The sequence below is a fragment of the Corynebacterium hindlerae genome (assembly GCF_014117265.1).
In the GTDB taxonomy this organism is placed as follows: domain Bacteria; phylum Actinomycetota; class Actinomycetes; order Mycobacteriales; family Mycobacteriaceae; genus Corynebacterium; species Corynebacterium hindlerae.
On record NZ_CP059833.1, the window covers coordinates 1,574,396 to 1,596,237 of the forward strand.

Annotated in this window: 23 protein-coding genes; 14 read left to right on the forward strand and 9 right to left on the reverse strand. The window is 57.8% G+C overall.

Features of this window, described 5'->3' with window-relative positions; genetic code table 11:
* Positions 1-170: 170 nt before the first annotated feature.
* The 5 genes from HW450_RS07735 to HW450_RS07755 all read left to right on the forward strand — a co-directional run bounded on the left by HW450_RS07735 (position 171) and on the right by HW450_RS07755 (position 5,816).
* Positions 171-2,702 carry a murein biosynthesis integral membrane protein MurJ gene (locus tag HW450_RS07735; RefSeq protein ID WP_182385079.1) on the forward strand — a complete coding sequence of 844 codons (2,532 nt, stop codon included), beginning with the start codon at positions 171-173 and terminating at the stop codon, positions 2,700-2,702.
* Between the two features lie 117 nt (positions 2,703-2,819).
* Complete coding sequence (locus HW450_RS07740; RefSeq protein WP_182385080.1) at positions 2,820-3,356, forward strand: RNA polymerase sigma factor; 537 nt, start codon at positions 2,820-2,822, stop codon at positions 3,354-3,356.
* Positions 3,357-3,366: 10 nt separating this feature from the next.
* Positions 3,367-4,290 carry a thioredoxin-disulfide reductase gene (trxB, locus tag HW450_RS07745; protein WP_182385081.1) on the forward strand — a complete coding sequence of 308 codons (924 nt, stop codon included), beginning with the start codon at positions 3,367-3,369 and terminating at the stop codon, positions 4,288-4,290.
* Between the two features lie 11 nt (positions 4,291-4,301).
* Positions 4,302-4,619, forward strand: coding sequence for a thioredoxin (gene trxA / locus HW450_RS07750; RefSeq protein ID WP_182385082.1), 318 nt, complete (start codon positions 4,302-4,304; stop codon positions 4,617-4,619).
* Between the two features lie 15 nt (positions 4,620-4,634).
* Positions 4,635-5,816: an N-acetylmuramoyl-L-alanine amidase gene (locus HW450_RS07755; RefSeq protein ID WP_182385083.1), complete on the forward strand. Its 1,182-nt coding sequence runs from the start codon at positions 4,635-4,637 to the stop codon at positions 5,814-5,816.
* Between the two features lie 22 nt (positions 5,817-5,838).
* On the opposite strand, the gene HW450_RS07760 is transcribed toward HW450_RS07755, so the two are convergent.
* Positions 5,839-6,708: a polysaccharide deacetylase family protein gene (locus tag HW450_RS07760; RefSeq protein ID WP_232843215.1), complete on the reverse strand. Its 870-nt coding sequence runs from the start codon at positions 6,706-6,708 to the stop codon at positions 5,839-5,841.
* Between the two features lie 33 nt (positions 6,709-6,741).
* Here HW450_RS07760 and HW450_RS07765 point away from each other — a divergent pair, with 33 nt between their 5' ends.
* Positions 6,742-7,545 carry a DUF3800 domain-containing protein gene (locus HW450_RS07765; protein ID WP_182385084.1) on the forward strand — a complete coding sequence of 268 codons (804 nt, stop codon included), beginning with the start codon at positions 6,742-6,744 and terminating at the stop codon, positions 7,543-7,545.
* A gap of 5 nt (positions 7,546-7,550) precedes the next feature.
* A complete protein-coding gene (locus HW450_RS07770) occupies positions 7,551-8,075 on the forward strand; it encodes a hypothetical protein (protein ID WP_182385085.1) in 525 nt (174 codons plus the stop codon).
* Positions 8,076-8,313: 238 nt separating this feature from the next.
* On the opposite strand, the gene HW450_RS07775 is transcribed toward HW450_RS07770, so the two are convergent.
* The 8 genes from HW450_RS07775 to rpmH form a co-directional block, all read right to left on the reverse strand.
* On the reverse strand, positions 8,314-8,856 hold the full coding sequence (locus HW450_RS07775; protein ID WP_182385086.1) for a hypothetical protein: 543 nt from the start codon (positions 8,854-8,856) through the stop codon (positions 8,314-8,316).
* A complete protein-coding gene (locus tag HW450_RS07780; RefSeq protein WP_182385087.1) occupies positions 8,856-9,818 on the reverse strand; it encodes a ParB/RepB/Spo0J family partition protein in 963 nt (320 codons plus the stop codon). The genes HW450_RS07775 and HW450_RS07780 overlap by 1 nt, the downstream gene beginning before the upstream one ends.
* Positions 9,818-10,735 carry a ParA family protein gene (locus HW450_RS07785; RefSeq protein ID WP_182385088.1) on the reverse strand — a complete coding sequence of 306 codons (918 nt, stop codon included), beginning with the start codon at positions 10,733-10,735 and terminating at the stop codon, positions 9,818-9,820. Before HW450_RS07785 ends, HW450_RS07780 begins: the two co-directional genes overlap by 1 nt.
* Positions 10,736-10,771: 36 nt before the next feature.
* Positions 10,772-11,398 carry a 16S rRNA (guanine(527)-N(7))-methyltransferase RsmG gene (gene rsmG / locus HW450_RS07790; protein ID WP_182385089.1) on the reverse strand — a complete coding sequence of 209 codons (627 nt, stop codon included), beginning with the start codon at positions 11,396-11,398 and terminating at the stop codon, positions 10,772-10,774.
* 70 nt (positions 11,399-11,468) lie between these two features.
* A complete protein-coding gene (gene yidC / locus HW450_RS07795; protein WP_182385090.1) occupies positions 11,469-12,422 on the reverse strand; it encodes a membrane protein insertase YidC in 954 nt (317 codons plus the stop codon).
* An 8-nt stretch (positions 12,423-12,430) separates the two neighbouring features.
* The gene (gene yidD, locus HW450_RS07800; RefSeq protein WP_182385091.1) at positions 12,431-12,694 is read right to left on the reverse strand and encodes a membrane protein insertion efficiency factor YidD; all 264 of its coding nucleotides are present in this window, start codon (positions 12,692-12,694) and stop codon (positions 12,431-12,433) included.
* Positions 12,657-13,007, reverse strand: a complete 351-nt coding sequence (rnpA, locus tag HW450_RS07805; RefSeq protein WP_182385092.1) for a ribonuclease P protein component — start codon at positions 13,005-13,007, stop codon at positions 12,657-12,659. The genes yidD and rnpA overlap by 38 nt, the downstream gene beginning before the upstream one ends.
* A 9-nt stretch (positions 13,008-13,016) precedes the next feature.
* The gene (gene rpmH, locus HW450_RS07810) at positions 13,017-13,160 is read right to left on the reverse strand and encodes a 50S ribosomal protein L34 (RefSeq protein WP_182385093.1); all 144 of its coding nucleotides are present in this window, start codon (positions 13,158-13,160) and stop codon (positions 13,017-13,019) included.
* Positions 13,161-13,918: 758 nt separating this feature from the next.
* Between rpmH and dnaA the strand changes: the two genes are divergently transcribed.
* From dnaA to gyrB, 7 genes are all read left to right on the forward strand, one after another.
* Positions 13,919-15,367, forward strand: a complete 1,449-nt coding sequence (gene dnaA / locus HW450_RS07815; RefSeq protein ID WP_182385094.1) for a chromosomal replication initiator protein DnaA — start codon at positions 13,919-13,921, stop codon at positions 15,365-15,367.
* 556 nt (positions 15,368-15,923) lie between these two features.
* Complete coding sequence (dnaN, locus tag HW450_RS07820) at positions 15,924-17,105, forward strand: DNA polymerase III subunit beta (RefSeq protein ID WP_182385095.1); 1,182 nt, start codon at positions 15,924-15,926, stop codon at positions 17,103-17,105.
* Complete coding sequence (gene recF, locus HW450_RS07825; protein WP_182385096.1) at positions 17,106-18,278, forward strand: DNA replication/repair protein RecF; 1,173 nt, start codon at positions 17,106-17,108, stop codon at positions 18,276-18,278.
* Positions 18,262-18,795, forward strand: a complete 534-nt coding sequence (locus HW450_RS07830) for a DciA family protein (RefSeq protein WP_182385097.1) — start codon at positions 18,262-18,264, stop codon at positions 18,793-18,795. The genes recF and HW450_RS07830 overlap by 17 nt, the downstream gene beginning before the upstream one ends.
* A gap of 169 nt (positions 18,796-18,964) precedes the next feature.
* The gene (locus HW450_RS07835; protein ID WP_182385098.1) at positions 18,965-19,405 is read left to right on the forward strand and encodes a hypothetical protein; all 441 of its coding nucleotides are present in this window, start codon (positions 18,965-18,967) and stop codon (positions 19,403-19,405) included.
* Positions 19,406-19,409: 4 nt separating this feature from the next.
* Positions 19,410-19,589 (forward strand): hypothetical protein, encoded by a 180-nt coding sequence (locus tag HW450_RS12995; RefSeq protein ID WP_220463892.1) that lies wholly within the window; start codon positions 19,410-19,412, stop codon positions 19,587-19,589.
* Between the two features lie 156 nt (positions 19,590-19,745).
* Positions 19,746-21,770, forward strand: coding sequence for a DNA topoisomerase (ATP-hydrolyzing) subunit B (gyrB, locus tag HW450_RS07840; RefSeq protein WP_182385099.1), 2,025 nt, complete (start codon positions 19,746-19,748; stop codon positions 21,768-21,770).
* Positions 21,771-21,842 lie beyond the last annotated feature (72 nt).

Consider the following 21,842-nt stretch of genomic DNA (forward strand, 5'->3'; position numbering starts at 1 on the left):
CTCAAGGGCAACGCTCGCGGATTGTGGCTCCGGCCCCACCCGCGCCGTCGACAAGCCCGGTGGCGCCAAGGCCGCGCCCCGCGCCGCGTGACGACGACCATTCCCTCCTCACCCACGCCCCCAAACAGCAACAACAGTCAAACTCTGATCTCGTCAGATCCACCGGCTCCATGGCGGTAGCAACTCTGGTCTCCCGCATCACGGGCTTCCTCCGCAACGCCATGATCGTGTGGACGCTGGGTGCTGCGATTTCCTCCGCATTCAACACTGCGAACACGCTGCCGAACCTCATTACTGAAATCGTGCTCGGCGCGGTGCTCACCTCGCTCGTGGTGCCGGTGTTGGTGCGCGCGGAGAAGGAAGACCCGGACCGCGGTGAAGCGTTCGTCCGCAGGCTCTTCACTCTGGCGGCCTCGCTCCTGATCGTGGTGACCATCCTGTCGGTGCTCGGGGCTCCACTGCTCACGGCGCTTCAGCTGCGTTCCGACGGCCAGGTCAACCTGAGCCAGGCCACCGCCTTTGCAGTCCTACTGTTGCCACAGATTTTCTTCTACGGCATCTTCTCGCTCTTCATGGCGGTGCTCAACACCAAGGGCATTTTTAAGCCAGGCGCCTGGGCCCCCGTGGTGAACAACCTCATTGCGCTCGCTACCCTCGGGGCATATTGGCTGGTGCCGGGTAAGCTCCATGCCCGGCAAACTGTATCCATCGCAGACCCGCATGTGTTGCTCCTGGGTGTCGGCACAACCCTGGGTGTGGTGGTGCAGGCCCTGATCCTGCTGCCGTACCTGGCCAAGGCCGGGGTGAGCCTCAAACCCCTGTGGGGAATTGATGACCGCCTCAAGCAGTTCGGCGGAATGGCGCTGGCGATTATCGTCTATGTCGCCATCTCCCAGGCCGGTTACGTGGTCACCACCCGTATCGCCTCCGGCGCGGATGAGGCAGCACCGAACATTTACCAGCAGGCCTGGCTGCTGCTGCAGATGCCGTACGGCATCATCGGCGTCACGCTGCTTACCGCGATCATGCCACGCCTGTCCCGCCGGGCCGCCGAAGGTGACGACGCCGGTGTGGTCGCCGACCTCATCTTGGGCACCAAACTCACCTTCTTGGCCCTCATCCCAGTGGTGGTGTTCTTCACCGCCTTCGGCACCTACATCTCCATCGGCCTGTTCGCGTACCTCGAGTTCTCCATGGACGCGGCCACCACGCTCGGCTGGACGCTCTCCTTTTCCGCCTTCACCCTGATCCCGTACGCCCTCGTGCTGCTGCACCTGCGCGTGTTCTACGCCCGGGAAGAAGCCTGGACCCCCACCTTCATCATCGCCGGTATTACCGCGACCAAGGTGATCTTGTCCTACCTTGCGCAGGCTATCGCGACCTCCCCGGACCGCGTGGTGGTGCTGCTGGGTGCCGCGAACGGTTTCGGCTTTGTGGCTGGTGCCGTGATCGGCGCGACACTGCTGCGCCGCCAGCTCGGATCCCTCGGGGCCCGCGACATTCTGCGTTCCTCACTGTGGGTCGGTGGCGCTGCGGTCATCGGCGCAGCGGGTGCGTGGACGCTCGATATTGCGCTCTGGAGTCTGCTTGACGGGTTGTGGAGTTTCCTGGGCTCGGCGGGATTCTTGATCCGCACCGCACTCATCGGGTTCTTCTTCCTGGCCATCACGGCCGGGGTGCTCGCGAAATCCCCGCTGGAAGAAGTGCAGCGGTTCACGGACGTCGTGAAGCGTCGCCTGGGCCGTGCCACCCCAAGCCAGACTGCCGCGGTGAGCGCCGCGGTGACCCCGACGGAGGCCATGCCGATCCCGGCGCCGATGTCTGCCGGCATGGTGCAGCCGCCACGACTGCTGCCAGGCGCGCCCGTGCTGGATGGTAGGTTCCGCCTGCTCGCCTCCTTCGGCGAGTCCGGCGATGACCAGGTAACCGCGAAGTTCTGGCAGGCCAAGGAGGTGAGCACCGGCCGGGATGCTGCGTTGGTGTTCGTGGAGGCCCACGGCACATCGCTCGCAGCTCAGGCCGGGGCGGCAGCTGAGGTCACCCGCCGGACCCGCAAGCTCGTCGAGTTGGGGTGCCCCGCTGTCGCGCCGGATGTGACCGTGATGGCCTACCGCTCCGGCTGCCTAGTCATCGCTGACTGGGTGGAAGGGTCGGCGCTCCGAGCCGTAGCTGAGTTGGGTGCGGCGAACCGTGACGCGGCCGCCGCTGCGCTCGCACCGCTTGCCGACGCCGCTGCCACGGCACACGGCGCCGGGGTGCCTCTCGGGATGGATTCGATCGACCGTATCCGCATTTCCAAGTCCGGTACCGCCGTCCTAGCCTTCCCAGCCGTGTTGTCGAGCAACAATCCCGCCAACGACTGCACCACCCTCGTCAGCGCCTTCAAGATACTCACCGGCGAACAGCTTTCCGGTGATGCTGCTCAGGTGGCGGCGTCACTGCGTGGGGTCTCTCCTGAGGAGCCACTTCCGGTTGCCCCCGAGGAACATCCAGAGCCCACCTCACGGGCTGGTTTCGGAGCGAAGGGCTATTCCCGCACCATGACGGGCGTGCTCATCGCCATGTCCATTACCTTGGTGGCGATCATCGCGCTCCTTACTGCGTACCTGCTCGGGGTGATGGGAGGCTTCCGCGAGGACTCCCCGGTGCGGGTGGAACCCGATGTTGTGCATGTCACGATAGAACCGGTTCCTACCAGCTAGTTTCTGGTAACCGACGAGCCGCTCGGAAAGAGTTATCCACACCACGAGATAACTCACCGAGCGGTTTTTTGTTCGCCGCGGCACAATGAGGGAGACATTCACAACTCGGGGGGTTCCATGAACGATCAAACTTTGGTGACCGATTTCATCGCTGGGGACGATGCGGCATTCGCGCAGATCATCCATCGCTACCACCATTCGTTGTGGTGGACGGCGCGCAAGTATGTCCGCAGCGATTTCGATGCCCAGGATGTGCTGCAGGAAGCGTACCTGCGGGCTGCACTGGGCCTGCGCCACTACCGCGCGGACTGCAGCTTGAAAACATGGCTGCATCGGCTGGTACTCAACGCCAGCCACGACTACCGCACCGCCAGGTACCGTTCCAACGAGCTTTCACTGCTCGATGATCACACTTATGATTTCCCGCACCCTACCTACAACCCACTAGACTCACTGGACCTGACGCTGACGCTGATCAACGTGCTGCATAAGCTTAACGACGACCAAAAAACCATCCTTTTCATGGTGGATGTACTGGGGTACACCATCTACCGAACCGCGGATGATCTGGGAATATCATCAGGAACCCTGAAGTCCCGCCGGTCACGCGCCAAGTCCTATATTCGCGCCAAACACCCGGAACTAGTGCGCTAGACTAAGCCCCATGACTGAAATCCATGACGTGGCAATCATCGGCTCTGGCCCTGCGGGCTATACCGCAGCAATCTACGCGGCTCGCGCTGAGCTTAAGCCGATCATGTTCGAAGGCATCGAGTACGGTGGCTCACTGATGACAACCACCGAGGTGGAGAATTTCCCTGGCTTTGCCGAGGGAATCATGGGACCAGAACTCATGGATCAGATGCGCAACCAGGCCGAGCGATTCGGTACGCAGCTGCTCATGGAGATCGTGGATCGGGTAGACCTTTCGGGGGATATCAAGAAGCTGTATGTGGGCGATGAGGAGTACCAGGCCCGGGCCGTCATTCTCGCGATGGGTGCGGCGCCACGTTATCTGAACGTCCCAGGTGAGCAGGAGCTGCTCGGTCGTGGCGTGTCGTCCTGCGCAACGTGCGACGGTTTCTTCTTCAAGGATCACGATATCGCCGTGATCGGTGGTGGCGATTCTGCGATGGAGGAGGCAACGTTCCTCACTAAGTTCGCGAAATCCGTGACGATTGTGCACCGCCGAGAAGAGTTCCGAGCATCCGCAATCATGTTGGAGCGGGCGAAAGCTAACGAAAAGATCAAATTTGCTACGAACAAAGTCGTGTCGCGCGTTGTGGGCACCTCTTCAGTGGAAGGCTTGGAGCTTACTGACACCGTCACTGGCGAAGTCTCTGAGCTTCCAGTCACCGCGATGTTTGTGGCCATCGGACATGACCCTCGTTCTGCGTTGGTGCAGCCGGACGTCGCCACAGACGATGCCGGCTACATCACGGTCGCGGAGCCTTCGACCCACACCAACATCCCCGGTGTGTTCGCGGCCGGTGACATAGTGGATAGCCACTACCAGCAGGCCATTACGGCTGCGGGTGCTGGCTGCCGCGCAGCGATTGATGCCGAGCATTACCTGGCGAGCCTGTAAGGAGTTTTGTTGTGATTGTCGATGTAACTTCGGATACCTTCCGTAGCACTGTGATCGAGTCTTCCAAGCCTGTGCTGGTGGATTTTTGGGCCGAGTGGTGCGGGCCGTGTAAGAAACTCGGCCCAGTTCTGGAGCAGGTTGCTGAGGAGCTGGGAGACGCTGTTACCATTGCGAAAGTGAACGTGGATAACGAGCGTACGTTGGGCGCGATGTTCCAAATCATGTCTATTCCTGCTGTCATGATTTTCAAGGACGGCAAGAAGGTCGATGAGTTCGTTGGGGTGCGCTCTAAGAGCGATATTGTGGCCAAGCTTCAGGCACAACTGTAAGGGGAGAGTAAAGCGTTGTCCGATCTGTTGCGGGTTGGCGATAAGAGCCCTCGGGTAGCCGAGGTCCGAACCATTTTGGCGGGCCTGGGTTTGTTGCCGACCTTCGACGTAAACCTGGTCCCGGAGTCTTCCCAGCAATATTCTGAGGCGGACACCATCTTTGATGAGGAACTCGCCTCCGCTGTTCGCGCGTTTCAGCAGAGCAGAGGAATCCTCGCTGATGGCATCATCAGGGAAAGGCTGCTGCGACTTCTGCGCGAAGCATCGTACAAGCTAGGTAATCGCGTCCTCATTTTCCAGCCCGGGAACGTGATGGTGGGCGACGATGTTGCCCAGCTCCAGACCCAGCTGCAGGACTTGGGGTTTTATGCGCAGCGTATCGACGGCCATTACGGTGAAGCCACGTACCTGGCAGTGAAGTCCTACCAGCTCAATTACGGTCTGAATGAGGATGGAATCACGGGCCCTGACACGGTTCGGGCGCTCGGGCTGTTAGGACGCCGTATTAAGGGCGGTTCCAAGCAAGCTATTTCGGAGCGGGAGCAGGTCCGTAAAGCTGGCCCGAAGTTGGCGGGTAAGCGAGTAGTTATTGACCCGCACCTGGGTGGCGAACACACCGGTCAGGTGGTGCAAGGCAAGTTCGGCACGATCACGGAGGAAGAGATCCTGTGGGATCTGGCAACCCGGATTGAGGGCCGGATGATTGCCGCTGGGATGGAGGCAATCCTGTCCCGGCCTCGTCATAGCGATCCTTCCATCAAGCAGCGTGCGGACATCGCGAATGCTTTTGGGGCGGATTTGTTGATTAACCTGCAGTGCGATTCTTACCCCAATGAGAAAGCTGGTGGCGCGGCGACGTTCTACTTTGGTTCGGAAATCGGGGCAACGTCGCTCACAGGTGAGATGCTGTCGGGCTATGTGCAGCGCGAAGTAGTGGCCCGCACTGGGCTGGTCAATTGTGGCAACCACGCCCGCACCTGGGAGATCCTGCGCATGTCCAAGATGCCAACGATCGAGCTAGTGTGTGGTTATCTGTCTAACCCGACGGATGTTGCCATTTTGACGGATCCTAAGAAGCGGGATGCCATTGCGGAAGCAGTCGTGGTTGCTGTGAAGCGCCTGTACCTGCTGGACGAGGACGATCAGCCCACCGGTACCTTCAAGTTCACTGAGCTGTTGGCCGCCGAGGACATGTAGGTTTCGGGACGGCCTGCTGCCTTTAGCGGGATACGTCCCCTAGCTGCACGAAAGTAAATCCGGCCTCGCGAAGCTGCGGTATTGCTGCTCGAACTCCTTCGGCGGTTCCGTGCCCTGGCTGGTTCATATGCATGATTGCAATCGCGCCGGGGCTACTGTGCGCCAATGATTTTGTCACCGCGCGCGCAGCGAGGGTTGCCCCGGCATCCCCATTAACGGAAAAGCCGGCAATAGCTACCCCCAAGTCGCGCGCAATCCGCACGGCGATGTCGTCGTAATGCGCAGTGCCAGAGCGGAACCATTTCGACTCGACGCCCAAAAACTCACGCAGGAACCGCCGATTTCCTTCGATTTCCTCGACGAGCTCCGCAACATTTGCTGTCCCCGCAATGCCATAAGCCGACCTACCATTGACCGACAAGGGTTTGTGCGAGGTCCCGTGGTTTTCGATCTGAAACAGGGGATGAGCAGCGATTTCTTGGGCTCGCCGCGGGTTGGCATCAATCCACCGTTTGTTCCAAAACAGCGTGGCGGGGACGTTTTGTTCCTGCAGCGTAGCAAGCAGAGCCTCATCGATGCGTGATCCTTTTGGCCCGCCACAGGCATCGAAGGTCAGCGCAATCGTCTTCGCCTCGGGAGGCATCGTGCGCACGATGCCTGGCACATCAAGTCCCCAGGCGTGCGCGCCCGCGTGCTCGTAGCGCGCAATGATGTCTACTTCCGGTAGCAGGGTCTGAGTTGGTGGCGCCGCGCTCGTCGTACTGCTTGCAGTCGGGTTCATGGTGGCGCCACGACGCTCGGTCTGCAGCGTGCATCCAGCCACTGCCATGACGGGCAAAGCGAGGCCGGCAGCAAGGAAACCGCGGCGAGAAAGTTCAGAAGGATGCCCCACGAGCACCAAGTTTATGCAACCTCATGTCTTCGCATGCTTACCGACGCCCGGGGCTGGCAAAGCGGGGAGGCGGCACATCAGCTACGTGTGCCGGTTGCGGTTAGAATTGGTCACAATCATGAAAGGAAGTTCTGCTTCGTGAACGGTGACCTAAATATATACTGCGACGAAAGTACTCACCTGCCGGGTGATGGTATGCCCTTCATGGTTCTCGGTGCCATCGCTTGCCCAACAGAAAAAACGAAGGAAGCAGCCTCGCGACTGAGAGATTTGCGGAGGAAGCATGATCTTCCAAGCTACTTCGAGATCAAGTGGAACAAAATTTCTCCATCCAAACTGGATTTCTACTTGGATGTTATTGATTATTTCTTCGATGACGACGATCTAGGTTTCCGTTGTGTTATTGCCCCCAAAGCTGAGCTTGACCATCAGCGATTCCGTCAGACACACGATGACTGGTACTACAAAATGATGTTCCTGCTGATACGCAACGTCATCCCATCTTCTGGCAGGGCGTTTATCTACCTCGATAAGAAGGATACTCGAGGCGCGGGAAAGGTCGCGAAGCTCAAAGAGGTGATATCGAATTCGATGTACGATTTTGACCGCAGGATCGTACAGCGAATTCAAATCGTTGAGTCTCACCATGTCGGTCTCCTCCAGTTGTCAGATTTACTGCTGGGTTGTGTCAATTACGCCAGCCGTGCTCAGCTCGACAGTGAGGCAAAAACACGCGTTCTACATCGGGTCCAGGAACGGTCAGGGCTAAAATTGACTCAGACAACGTTACTCACGGAAACAAAGTTCAACGTCTTTCGTTGGAACCCACAGGAGTAGCATCTGTGATCCATCTCGAACCAACGGAAGTCTTCAATCCAGGACAAATGACGTGCGATGAATACCTAGATTCGCTCTTCAATACCTTCCTAAAGACATTGATTCATCGACCTCTTTATTGGAAAACGGCAGGCTGCCGTGTAAGTTTCCGCCGTTATGAAGAAGTCGATGGACGTTACGCGAGCTTCTGGCATCTCATTAGCGGTGGGAGTCAAACCGACACTGAGCGTAATGTTGAAATCGAACGTTGCCGTCGGATTGGTTGGATTCGTCCGATGGTGGAGGCCTTCAATCAAGATTTTCCTAACCGCGAGAACCACATCTATTGGTGGGTTAGCCCTGACCCACGCTGGCGAGGCCGCAGGTATGGTCTAGCTACTGAAGGATTCGAATACGTTCTGTTCATTGAGGAACGTCCTAAGTATGCTCTTATCATCACGGCATACTACGTAAAGCAAACCCGTCGTCGCGCAAAGTTTAGAGCCGAGCATGACGAATTTTGGAAGGAAAAGCAAGGGCCGCCCGCGTAGCGAACGGCCCCAGATACTCCTTCAACATCCTGGTTGATGAGCTATAAACAAGGATAGCAGGCCATGTCAACCCATCCTCTGTAGCGCGGTATCTTCCGGGGCTGCAGACGTATTATTGGACGTCTCGCGCTGCAAGTTCGATTTAATTCGGGAGTTGATAGGCAGCGTGAAACTGACTCATCCGATTGACGAGCAGTGGCAGCTTTTCGATGTCGCAAAAGGACAAACTCGGTGCCCCTCACACCACGGCCACCGCCAACAACTCCGACACTTCCGCGGCAGTGAGCAACCCATCGACGGGTGGCAGTTCGATACGAAGCCGTGGCACCTCATCGTGGTCGGCGACCACCCAAAAACCCGCTGCTAACAGGGCGGATTCGGGGATGAGTCCGATAGGTCCGTAAGTGGAACCGGAGCGCCAACCGAAGGCCTCAACGGCGGGGATGTCGGCGGCAAGGAGGTGGGTGAGGCAGGCGTCGATAAGCACAGTGTGCGCGCCCTCGGTGAGCCGCGAGCCGAACAGTGAGCTGAGCACGGTGGCGTCGGGGGAGACCGGGCCACTGGGCATCTCTAACACTCCCGGCAGCAAAACTGGGGGAGCGAAGAGGATGGTAGCTACGTCTGGGATGGCAAACCCGCAGGTGCCATAGGTCATCAGGGTGTTGCTCAGCCACAGCTCCTTGGTCATGGCCACGTCAGTTGCTGCGGAGCCGGCCTCCCAGAACGCGGAACGCAGACAGGCCGGATGCACGTTCGACAGTGACACCGGCTCAATGCGCATTAGCCCTCCAGCAAGCCCATGATGCGGTCGAAGTCATCGCGGTCGCCGAATTCCAGCACGATCTTGCCCTTGCGCTTGCCCACAGAGACGGACACCTTGGTGTCAAAGCGGTCGCCGAGGCGGTCAGCGGCCTCAGTGGCAAAGGCTGGCGCTGGGGCCTTGGTGCGCTGCTTCGGGGCCGGTTCCTCACCACGGTTGAGCAGAGTGACGGCTTCTTCCGTGGCACGTACCGACAGCCCCTCGGCCACAATGCGGGTGGCGAGCTCGGACTGGGCCTGAGCACCAGCCTTGAGGCCCAGGAGGGCGCGCGCATGCCCCGCAGACAGCACGCCCGCGGCTACCTTGCGCTGCACATCCACCGGGAGTGCCAGCAGGCGAATCATGTTGGTGATCAGCGGACGGGACCGTCCGATCCGGGCAGCGAGTTCGGCTTGGGTGACGCCGAATTCTTCCAACAACTGCTGATACGCGGCCGCTTCTTCCAGCGGGTTGAGCTGCGCGCGGTGGATGTTTTCCAGCAGTGCATCGCGGAGCATCTCGCCATCATCGGTTTCCCGGACGATCGCCGGGATCTTATGCAATCCCGCTTTGCCGGCCGCGCGCCAGCGGCGTTCACCCATGATGATCTCGTAGCCACTGTCCTTCTCGCGAACGACGATGGGCTGCATGAGTCCGAACTCCTTGATGGAGTGCACGAGCTCAGCCAAAGCCTCGGGGTCGAATACCTGGCGTGGCTGGCGGGGATTCGGGCGAATGTCCCGGAGGGGGATTTCGCGGTAGGTTGCGCCGAAGGACGTTTCCGAAGTCGCCTGTTGCTGGCCCGCCTGTTGCGCGGGTGTGGATCCGTTGCCCAGAATAATGTCGGCAGCAGAGCTGGTCAGGCGTGGTTTTTCTTCCGGGGTGCTCGGGATCAGTGCGGCGAGTCCGCGGCCGAGGCCACCTTTACGAGTTTCGTTCGCCACTACTTTTCTCCTTCTGGCTGTTGTCCGATGGGTCCGGATTCTTCGGTGGGCAGGTAATCGCACCTGGTCGCGAGTTCCTTCGCTGCATCGAGGTAGGCGAGTGCGCCGCGCGAACCGGGGTCGTATTGCAGCACGGTTTGCCCGTATCCTGGCGCTTCGGAAACCTTCACGGAACGCGGGATCATGTTGCGCAGCACCACGGGGCCGAAGTGTTCCCGGACTTCGTTGGCCACTTGCTCGGCGAGTTTAGTGCGAGCGTCGTACATGGTCAGCAAGATCGCGCTGATGTGCAGCTTGGGGTTGAGGTGCTGCCGGATCATGGTGATGTTGTTCAGCAGCTGACCCACGCCTTCCAGCGCGTAGTACTCCGCCTGGATGGGAATGATGACTTCGTTCACCGCGGTCATGGCGTTGATGGTGAGCAGGCCTAACGACGGCGGGCAGTCAATAATCACGTAGTCGAAGCCATCGAGGGTGGCGAGGGCGTCGGCAAGCCGGTATTCGCGTCGCACCATAGACACCAGCTCGATTTCGGAGCCGGCGAGGTCAATGGTGGCGGGGATGCAGAAGAGATTGTCGTTGAAGGTGGATTTCTGCATGGCTTCGGCCGCGGTGCATTCCCCGATGAGCATCTCGTAGGAGGACAGCACCCCGGATCGGTGTTCAACGCCGAGCGCGGTGGATGCGTTACCTTGCGGATCCAGGTCCACGACCAGCACTTTCAGCCCGTGTAGTGCCAGTCCGGCGGCGAGGTTCACTGATGAGGTAGTTTTACCTACTCCGCCTTTTTGGTTCGCAATGGTGATGGTGCGAGGCACCTCGGGGCGGGGGAGTGACAGTGCGTTTGGCGTCATCACCTTCGCTGCCCGCCTAGCTGCGGCGGCAATTGGTGTGTCGTCCCAGAACTGCTCGTCCATTCACATTTCCCTTCCCAAAATTTTGGCCTTTTTATCCTACTTGATCCGCGGCACGATGATGAGGGTCGTTGGCTCTTCCAGGTGTGCCTGGCCCACAATGCGGATCTCCGCGAGCCCGCCGCCAGCCTTTTTGATCTCTTTCGCGTCCCGCTGCAGCTCTTCCGCCACCGAGGATCCTTTGAGGGCAATCATCCTGCCGCCCTTTTTTACCAGCGGGAGGGACCATCCGGCGAGCCGCCCTAGGGGAGCGACGGCGCGCGACGTCACGACGTCGACAAGCCCCACCTGCGCCCGCACGGCCTTTTCTTCGGCGCGGCCGCGGATGACGGTCACGTTGTCAAGGCCGAGCTTCTCGACGACCTCCCCCAGGAACACGGAGCGCTTTAGCAGTGGCTCGATCAGAATGATATTCAGGTCAGGACGTGCGATCGCGAGGGGAATACCCGGAAGACCAGCACCGGAACCGACATCGGCGACGGTCACCCCATGTGGGATCGCCTCCTGCGCCACGGCACAGTTGAGGATGTGGCGCTCCCAGAGCCTAGGCACCTCACGGGGGCCGATGAAGCCCCTGGTAGAGCCGTCTGTCGCGAGGAGATCGTGGTACTTTTCCGCCAATTCGAGGCGATCCCCGAACACATCCGCTGGTTTCACGTGAAACATCCTTTCTTGCTCTTCTCACTCTACTGTGGCATGAAAAAAGCCACCCTTGCGGGTGGCATGTGGTGGAAGCTTACTTGCGTTTCTTCTTCGGGTTGTTGGGTCGCTGACCTGGCTTCGGGGCGGACGCTCGCTTTGCTGCCTTTTTAGCCTCGATCTCTGCTTCTTCTTCCTTGTCCATCTTGTCAAAGACGTACTTCATCTGGAAGTAAGTCCAGATGTTGTTGGCGCCCATGTAGCACAGCAGACCGATGTGCCACAGCACACCAGTGAACAAAATCGTGGCTGGCATGAACCAGAGCATCATCTTGTTCATCATGTCCATTTGAGACGCCATCATGTCATTAGCAGGGGCCTTCTGCTTACCGGAGGCAATGCGCGCTTTCTGACGTTCCAGCGACATCCGAGCATTGAAGTGCGTGGCGAGCACCGTCAGCACGATCAGCGGAGCCGCAACCATGGCGATCTTCAGCTTGCTCAGATCGGCGCCGGGGAAGGCAGCGTACTGCTCTGCCGGCATCGAGATGTACGAAGACAGTGGCACACCGAACAGTTTCGCATCCAGAAAGGACTGCACATCTTCTGGCTTGAAGAAGTAGTTGGCGGTGTTGCGGTTTTCCTCAATGGACATCCCCAGCTGTCCCGCGCCGGTACCGGTGCGGTTGAAGGAGCGCAGCACGTGGAACAGGCCAATGAACACCGGCATCTGCACCAGTAGTGGCAAGCAACCTGCGATTGGGTTGACGCCCATCTCCTTTTGGAGCTTGCGCGTCTCCTCCATCATCTTCTGCTGGTCGTTCTTGTACTTCTGGCGAATTTCCTGCATCAGTGGCTGCATTTCCTGCATCTTGCGACCGGAACGCATCTGGTTGATGGTCGGCTTCACCAGCAGGATACGGATGGTGAAGGTCAGGAAGATGATGGCCAGGACCCAGGTGATACCGGATCCGGGGTCGAGCACAAAAGAAAATACTTTGTGCCAGAACCACAGCACAAAGGAAATCGGCCAATAGATGAAATTGAGCACTGTGAGTCTTAACTCCTTTTGGTTTTGCTTGGGCGGACGGGGTCAAATCCGCCCGGATGCCAGGGCCCACATTTAGAAAGCCGCACTAGGGACATTACGGTACCTTTCACGGCTCCGTGTTCCTTCAGTGCATCGAGTGCATACGCGCTGCACGTTGGCTCAAAACGACAGGTAGAACCCATCTTAAGTGGCGAGATGTACTTTTGGTATACCAACACCAGGCGCAGCAGCGCTTTAGTTGCGGGTGAGTTTGGTGAGTGCGTACTGCACATCGTCCATGAGCTCCTTGCTGGTTGCGTGGCCGGCGCGTGGCAGCGCCCTAATGACAACGTCACAGCCAGCGGGGATAGTTCCCGAAAGGTGATGGCACACATGCCGAAGCCGTCGGTAGGTTCGGTGTCTGACGACCGAATTACCGACGGCTTTGGAAACGATGAGACCGAAGTGAGGTCCGCCGAAACGAACAAACTCACTCTGATCCGCGATCACAAGATGGACGACAACCGTTTTGGTTCCCGTCCGACGCCCCTTACGCACTACGCGCCGGAACTCGGCAGAGTCCAGCTTGAACTGCTGTGGGAGCACTCTTGTAAATTACGCGGTCAGCTTTGCACGGCCCTTGCTACGACGAGCCGCAACGATTGCGCGACCGGAACGGGTACGCATACGAGTACGGAAGCCGTGAACACGTGCACGACGACGGTTGTTCGGCTGGAACGTCCGCTTGCCCTTTGCCACGGTTACACTCCTAAAGTTCTGATCGGGAGACGTCATGGCTGCGAAAAATTGGCTGGCGCGCTTAACGACGCCAGTTGTTCAAAATCCGCGGCCCTTAGGTCACCCTGGTTTGGATGATTGTTAACAACTCGGACGTTGAAATGTGTCGCACACGCTTAGCTAAGCGGCGCGTCACAGGCCGACTAACTTCCGAGCCGCCAGGCTTGAAGAACAAACCCGGCGTTATGCACACCAAAATCTAGTGATGTGACAGACAGGTGAAATCCTACGCTATGGCTGGGTGCGAACCAAATCGACACGCCGGGGGAAATGACTACCCCTTGAATGACATTTTTGTAATTCGAGCGCTGGTAGGACGCGTTTTTGCACGGTTATCCACATGTAGCATGTTCACTACAGAGTGGGGCATTTTCCCTATGTAGACAGGGTGCGCGAGAGCCGAGTAAGTATAGAAATACGCGTTTCATTCACAGCCTGTGCGTAAACCAAAATGTGTATAACTCTCGACCAAAACTTTAGAGTTTAAAATTTCATCGCTAAAGATGCAGGTCACAAGGTTTTCCACCCCCATGAAAGTTATCCACAGGCTATGACGTATCCTGTGTATAACTTGGTGTAAAAAGTTATCCACAGGTGTGTACAACTCTGTGGAAGCACAGGACAATGACAATTTCATGATGTGGACAACCTATCCACCGCCAAAAGAACAACCGTCCGACCACATCCATCGGACAACTGCGTAGCAAAAAGGAATGTAAGTGACCCAGATTTCAGATGATCTGCAAACAACGTGGCATGAGATCGTCGCAGACCTCACCCGCCTAGCCGAGGAACCCGGCTCAGGCGTGGCACCGCTGACCGTTAAGCAGCGCGCATTCCTTGCTCTGGTCAAGCCGATTTCTTTCATTCCGGGCTACGCCATCATTTCCACACCACACAACATGGCTCGTGACGTGATCGAAAATGATCTCGGCGATGCCATCCGCCTCGTCCTGCAGCGCAAAATGGGTCGCCCCTTCTCGCTCGCCGTATCCGTGGAGCCAGATAACCCTGATCAACACGAGTTGCCGCTTGAGAAAAAGCCGGCGCAACAGGATCACTGGAAAGAGGTGGTCGTCGATACGCCCGCGCCTGAACCGGCCCCTGTCGTGCGGGAAGCACCGTCCACCGACAAACGAGACCTCTCACTGAATCCGAAGTACACCTTCGAAAATTTTGTGATCGGCAGCTCGAACCGTTTCCCAGTCGCCGCCGCCAAGGCGGTCTCGGAATCACTGGCTCAGGCCTACAACCCGCTGTTTATTTGGGGCGGATCCGGCCTCGGGAAAACGCACCTGCTGCACGCCATCGGTAACTATGCAAAGGTGCTGCAACCTGGGCTGCGCGTGAAATACGTGTCCTCTGAGGAATTCACCAACGACTACATCAACTCGGTGCGTGATGACCGTCAGGAAAAATTCAAGCGAAACTACCGCAACCTGGACGTGCTCATGGTTGATGACATCCAGTTCCTGGAGGGCAAGGAAGGCACCCAGGAAGAGTTCTTCCACACCTTCAACGCGCTACATCAGGCGGACAAGCAGATCGTCTTGAGCTCTGACCGCCCACCAAAGGAGCTAACTACCCTCACCGACCGGCTGCGCACCCGATTCAAGGCCGGCCTCATTACTGACATTCAGCCGCCTGACCTGGAAACACGGATGGCCATCTTGTCCAAGAAGGCGCAGTCCGAAGGTACCGTCGTCGATCACGAAGTTCTGGAGCTCATTGCATCCCGGTTTGAGACATCCATCCGTGAACTCGAAGGCGCCCTCATCCGCGTCACTGCCTATTCCTCGCTGATCAAAGAACCAATCGACCTCAAAACCGCCGAGATCGCCCTGCGCGACATCATGCCCGACGCCGACGACGTTGAAATCAGCGCTGACCACATCATTGAGCAGGCAGCCGAGTACTTCGACGTCACCGTTGATGCGCTCACCGGCGTCGGCAAGACCCGTGCGGTGGCACATGCGCGTCAGATCGCCATGTACCTGTGCCGCGAACTCACCGATCTTTCCTTGCCACGTATCGGCGAGTACTTCGGCGGTAAGGATCACACGACAGTGATGTACGCGGTGCGCAAGATCAACAAGGAAATGACCGAAAAGCGCGATACTTACGATCAGATCCAGTCGCTGACCTCGGCGATTAAGAAGCGCAAGTAGCGGGTTGCTGATAGCGATTCGGTCGCTGGAACTAATCCCTATGCCTATCCAAAGCAAAAGCCCAGGTGGCGAGCATGAATAGGCATAGGGATTTTTTGTGCAACCACCGATCGCTATCCGCGCATTCTTGGCCGCAAAAAACTATCCACAGATGTTATCCACACCTGTGTAATTACAAGAGTGTGATTCCGTGAAACAGCACACAAGCGGGCATGTGCAAAACTACGGCAAATCTGTGCAAGAACACGTGGATCATTTGTGGATAACCAACGACTGGCAAAAGTATCCCCAACCGGCCATTGTTATCCACAGATCATTCACATGCCATCCACACGCTAGGATTGAAGCGATGAGCTGTGGAAAACCCGAGTTATCCACAGTTTGCACAGGACTTACTGTAGTTACCATTCTTTTACTTGTAATTCTTAAAGAAGAAAGAGGGCGTGGGGATAGTTCTTCGAAAGCACCTCGGGCCGAGGCTGCTCGATTTACCTTCGCTCCTCTTCCCAGGTAGCTTTGTGTGTAATTACGAAACTTTGAAGGAGACTTAGCGAGCATGGAGACATCAATTTCATTCCGTGTGGCCAAGGACGATTTGGCTAGCGCGGTGGCTTGGGTTGCACGTAGCTTGCCGTCGAAGCCAACTCAGCCGGTGCTCCGTGGCATGCTGATCACCGCAGACGATGATGGTCTTGAGCTTGCTGGCTTTGACTATGAGGTGTCTACCAAGCAACGAATTTCTGCCGAGGTTTCCCAAAATGGCCGCATTGCTGTTGCCGGTAAACTGATCGCGGATATCACCAGCACGTTGCCTAACAAGCCTGTTGATGTCACGGTTGATGGTTCCAAGGTGCTGCTTTCTTGTGGCGCTTCTCGCTTCGAGCTGCCGAGCATTCCACTCGATGATTACCCGCAGCTCCCTGCCCTCCCTGAGGTCACCGGTGCGATCGACCCGAAGCTCTTCACCGAGGCCGTCACCCAGGTTGCTACGGCTGCTGGCCGCGACGAGACCCTCCCGATGCTTACTGGCGTCCACTTTGAGGTTCACGGCGAAGATGTACTGCTGGCCGCTACAGACCGATTCCGTCTTGCCGTGCGCAACTTCAACTGGATTCCGCGGAACCCGCAGGTAGAAGCCAAGTTGCTGATCCCAGCGAAGACGCTCTTGGAAAACGCCCGCAGCCTGGATACCAGCCTCAACGATCCTGTTGAGATCGCGGTGGGCAACGATGAACAGATCGGTAGCGATGGTCTGTTTGGTGTGCACGCCGACACCCGCCAGACCACCACGCGTATGCTCGACGCGGACTTCCCGAATTTCCGCCCGCTGCTGCCGAAGTCTCACACCTCCATCGCCAGCGTGGAGATTGCACCGCTTCTCGACGCCATCCGCCGCGTTGCCCTCGTTGCTGACCGCAACGCGCAGATCCGCATGAGCTTCTCTGAGGGCCAGGTCGTGCTGGACGCGGGCGGCAACGATTCCGGCCATGCAGAGGAAGTTCTTCCGTGTGCTTTTGCAGGTGAACCGCTGCACATCGCGTTTAACCCGGGTTATCTGAAGGACGGTCTAGCCGTGATTAACACGAATCGTGTTGTTTTCGGTTTCACGCAGCCTTCTCGCCCGGCGATCATGATTCCGGAGCCAGAGGTGTTGCCTGAGGCTGATGGCAATGGTGAGTTCCCGACCCCAGCCACGGACTTCACCTATTTGTTGATGCCAGTTCGCCTGCCGGGCTAAATGCACCTTCGTCACCTGCAGTTACGGGATTTCCGTTCATGGCCGACGCTTGAGCTTGAGCTGGGGCCGGGCGTGACCGTGTTTGTGGGCAGAAATGGCCACGGAAAGACGAACATTGTCGAGGCCGTCGGGTACGCGGCACACCTGTCGAGCCATCGGGTTCCCACCGATGCGCCGCTCGTGCGATCTGGGCAAGACAACGCCCTGATTTCCGCGACGGCGATCAATGACGGCCGTGAGCTGACTGCGCACTTGCTGGTGAATGCCCATCGGGCCAACCAGGCGCAGATTAACCGTACTCGCCTGAAAAGCCCCCGCGAGCTGCTGGGAGTGGTCAAGACGGTGCTGTTCGCCCCGGAGGATTTGGCCCTGGTCAAGGGTGAGCCCTCGGAGCGGCGCAAGTACTTAGACACGATCCTGGCCACTCGTCAGCCGCGGCTCGCGGGCGTGAAAGCGGACTACGAGCGCGTCGTTAAGCAACGCAATGCCCTATTGAAGTCGGCGGGTGCCGCGCTGCGCCGCGGGTATGACGACGCAGACGGGGCTAGCGCCTTAACGACGCTGGATGTGTGGGATTCCCAACTTGCCCACCTCGGGGCGCAGTTGATTGCGCACCGACTTATGTTGGTCGCTGAATTACAGGACGAAGTACCCAAGGCGTATTCCACCATCGCCCCGGAATCCCGGCCTGCATCCGTGAGTTACAAGTCCACCGTGCCTGTCTCCGGGACAGACCCGGCGGTGATCGAAGCCGAGATGCTCGCGGAACTTGGGGGCCGGCGTGCTAAGGAAATCGATCGTGGAGTGTCATTGGTCGGGCCCCACCGCGATGACCTGGAGCTGATTTTGGGTAACGATCCCGCAAAAGGATTCGCCAGCCACGGGGAGACGTGGTCGTTTGCGCTTTCGTTGCGGATCGCCGAATTTTATCTGGTCAAAGGCACCGGATCTGATCCCATTTTGATATTGGACGACGTTTTCGCGGAGCTCGACGCCAAACGGCGCACCAAACTAGTACAGATCGCTCAAGATGTAGAGCAAGTGCTGATCACCGCTGCCGTGGATGGAGATTTACCCGAAAACCTGGTTGATGTCACTACCCACACAGTGACTGCGATCGACGATCCGGAACTCGGCAGAATTTCAAGGTTGGACTATGAGCGAGCCGATTGACCCAATCCAGGCCGCCTTCGAAAACGTTCGCAAGCAGGCGAAACTCAAAACCGGGAAGGCGCCGGACTTAAGTAAGCAGGGGCAGGGGCGTCGTAAAGCGCCTGCTTCCGGGCGGCGTCGCGGCATCCCCACCGGTAAAGACGGCAGGCCGCTGCGCAGGCGCGACAATTTTCAGACCCTCAGCGACGTGCTCAAAGGCGAGATTCGTAGCCGGGGTTGGCAAAAAGACATTGCCGGCGGTTGGATTTTCTCGCACTGGAATGTGCTGGTCGGCGACAAAATCGCCCAGCACACGCGCGTGCAGATGATGAAAGACAAAGCACTGTTCATTCAATGCGACTCCACCGCGTGGGCGACAAACCTGCGCCTTATGCAGCGTCAAATCCTGCAGGAAATTGCAAAACACGTCGGGCCGGACGTGGTGGCGGAGCTGAAGATCTTTGGCCCGAACGTACCAAGCTGGCGCAAAGGGCCGCTACATGTCAAAGGTCGCGGGCCGCGGGATACCTACGGATAACCAAATAAAGTTGCGATTTCAGGTTGATTGCGAGTAGGTAACAATCGTTGAATGGCGTTCAGTGGCAGGTGATGATATTTATATTCATTACCAGCTATCCTTTGAGGAAGGAAACCATGTTTGGAAAAAAACCGCGCTAGTGATTGCCTGTATGGCGGGAATGTCTTGAATGATCTCACCTGCTGCAGTTGCTGACCCATCGAGTGCGATTGAAGTTCCGGCTCAATCGAATATCGAAGCTGTGCGTGAGGCTCAAGAGCAGTATCGGCAGACTGCAACCCCAGAAGAGTACGCCGCAGCCATGCGCGCCTATGAGGAACTACGTACTACGGGCGCAATCAGTGAAACCACATTAAATAGCGGTCCAAACACAGCAACCTTGAGAGCGGCCTGCATTTCAATTCCTAAGTGGGCGATTGTTGCCTACGGCTGGAATCTCAAAGCGGGTGGTTATGTATCAGCTATAACTGCTACTGGAGTATCCGGTACCATAATTGGACTTCCTGCTGCACAGGTGCTGATCGCAATTGGAGCCATCGGAGTTGAAGGCGGGCAGGGATTAATCAATTGGGCAGAATCTACTACATGGCCAAAACAAATTTGCATCTAGCTAGGTGATTGACTTGATTTCGACTGTGCTGCCGTATGTTATCGACGGGTTATTCATTTCTGCTTTGGGCTACTCGGCTTGGTATCAAGCTGACCGAAGACGTAAAGCGGAAAAGAGGATAAGCGAGTTAGAGGCGATCATCGGCAAGAAGGAACCCCGCGCTGGTTTTGGTGAAGGAAACTGATTTTTGCCCGGCCACACCAGTGAGTTTTCTGAAGCATCAGCAAAAAGGCGCCACAATCGTCCCTGAGCACTCGCGTCCGTCATCCCAGTAGGGGAGCACACAGTGTAAGATAGAGGGGTCTATCGGCAATTTTAGAGCAAGGAGTGCTAGCGACCCGTGGCTGCGCAACATGAATATGACGCTTCATCGATCACTATCCTTGAGGGTCTTGAAGCTGTCCGTAAGCGCCCTGGCATGTACATCGGTTCCACCGGTGAGCGTGGCCTCCACCATCTGGTGTGGGAAGTAGTTGACAACTCCGTCGATGAGGCGATGGCGGGATACGCCACGCACGTCGATGTCACCCTGCTCAAGGATGGCGGGGTCGAGGTCGTTGACGATGGCCGTGGTATCCCAGTGGAAATGCACCCTTCTGGCGCTCCTACCGTCCAGGTTGTTATGACCCAGCTGCACGCCGGCGGTAAGTTCGACTCCGAATCCTACGCAGTGTCCGGTGGTTTGCACGGCGTGGGTATCTCCGTGGTCAACGCCCTGTCCACCCGAGTGGAAGCCGACATTAAACGTGATGGGAAGCACTGGTACCAGCGCTTCAACAACGCCGTTCCAGAACCACTGGAAGAAGGTGGCGGAGCTCGTGGCACCGGCACCACCATTCGATTCTGGCCAGACCCGGAAATCTTTGAGACCACCACCTTCAAGTTCGAAACCATCTCCAAGCGCCTGCAGGAAATGGCCTTCCTGAACAAGGGTCTGACCATCACCCTCACGGACAAGCGCGTCACCGAGGAAGAACTCGTACTGGAAGAAATCGCTGAGGAAGGCGACACCGCCCAGTCCGTCTCTCTCGAAGAAGTTGACGCCCAGGCCGAGCAGAAGCCGAAGAAAACAGAGAAGAAGCTTGTTTTCCATTACCCGGATGGTCTGAAGGACTACGTTAAATTCATCAATAAAACGAAGACCGCGGTCCACCCAAGCATCGTCACCTACGAAGCTAAGGGGGAGGGTCACGAACTAGAGATCGCATTGCAGTGGAACTCCGGCTTCTCCGAGTCAGTGCACACCTTCGCTAATACCATCAACACCCACGAGGGGGGTACTCATGAGGAGGGTTTCCGCGCTGCGCTGACCTCCCTGATGAACAAGTACGCCCGTGAGCACAAGCTCCTCAAGGACAAAGAGCCTAATCTCACCGGCGATGACTGCCGTGAAGGCCTTGCCGCCGTGGTCTCCGTGCGGGTGTCTGACCCACAGTTTGAAGGCCAGACTAAGACCAAGCTCGGCAACACTGAGGTGCGGTCCTTCGTCCAGAAGGCCACCAACGAACACCTTCATGACTGGTTTGATGCCAACCCTGCTGAGGCCAAGGTCATCATCTCCAAGGCGGTATCCTCCTCTCACGCACGCCAAGCTGCCCGCAAGGCCCGCGACCTGATTCGACGTAAGTCCGCCACCGACCTCGGCGGCCTGCCAGGTAAGCTTGCGGACTGCCGTTCCAAGGATCCAGTAAAGTCCGAACTGTACATCGTGGAGGGTGACTCCGCAGGTGGCTCCGCCAAGTCCGGCCGCGACTCCATGTACCAGGCCATCCTTCCGCTCCGCGGCAAGATCCTGAACGTGGAAAAGGCCCGCCTGGATAAGGTGTTGAAAAACAACGAAGTGCAGGCCATCATCACTGCACTCGGCACCGGCATCAATGACGAGTTCGACATCGCCAAGCTGCGTTACCACAAGATCGTGCTCATGGCCGACGCCGACGTCGACGGCCAGCACATCGCAACGCTGCTGCTCACCCTGCTGTTCCGCTTCATGCCAGAGCTGATCATCCAAGGCCACGTCTATCTCGCGCAGCCACCGCTGTATAAGCTCAAGTGGGCCAAGGGCGATCCTGGCTTCGCCTACTCCGACGCCGAACGCGATCAACAACTCGCCGAAGGCCTCGAAGCCGGACGCAAGATCAACACCGACGACGGCATCCAGCGCTACAAGGGCCTCGGCGAAATGAACGCCAACGAGCTGTGGGAAACCACCATGGACCCATCCATCCGTATCCTGCGTCGCGTAGACATGGAAGACGCGCAGCGTGCCGACGAACTGTTCTCCATCCTCATGGGTGACGACGTCGCCGCTCGCCGTTCCTTCATCACGCGTAATGCGAAGGATGTTCGCTTCTTGGATGTGTAACCGCTGTCGAATTTGTGGTTCTGTTTTGGCCAGATCGAGCCAGAAATTCGACGCAAGTTAACCTATAATAGG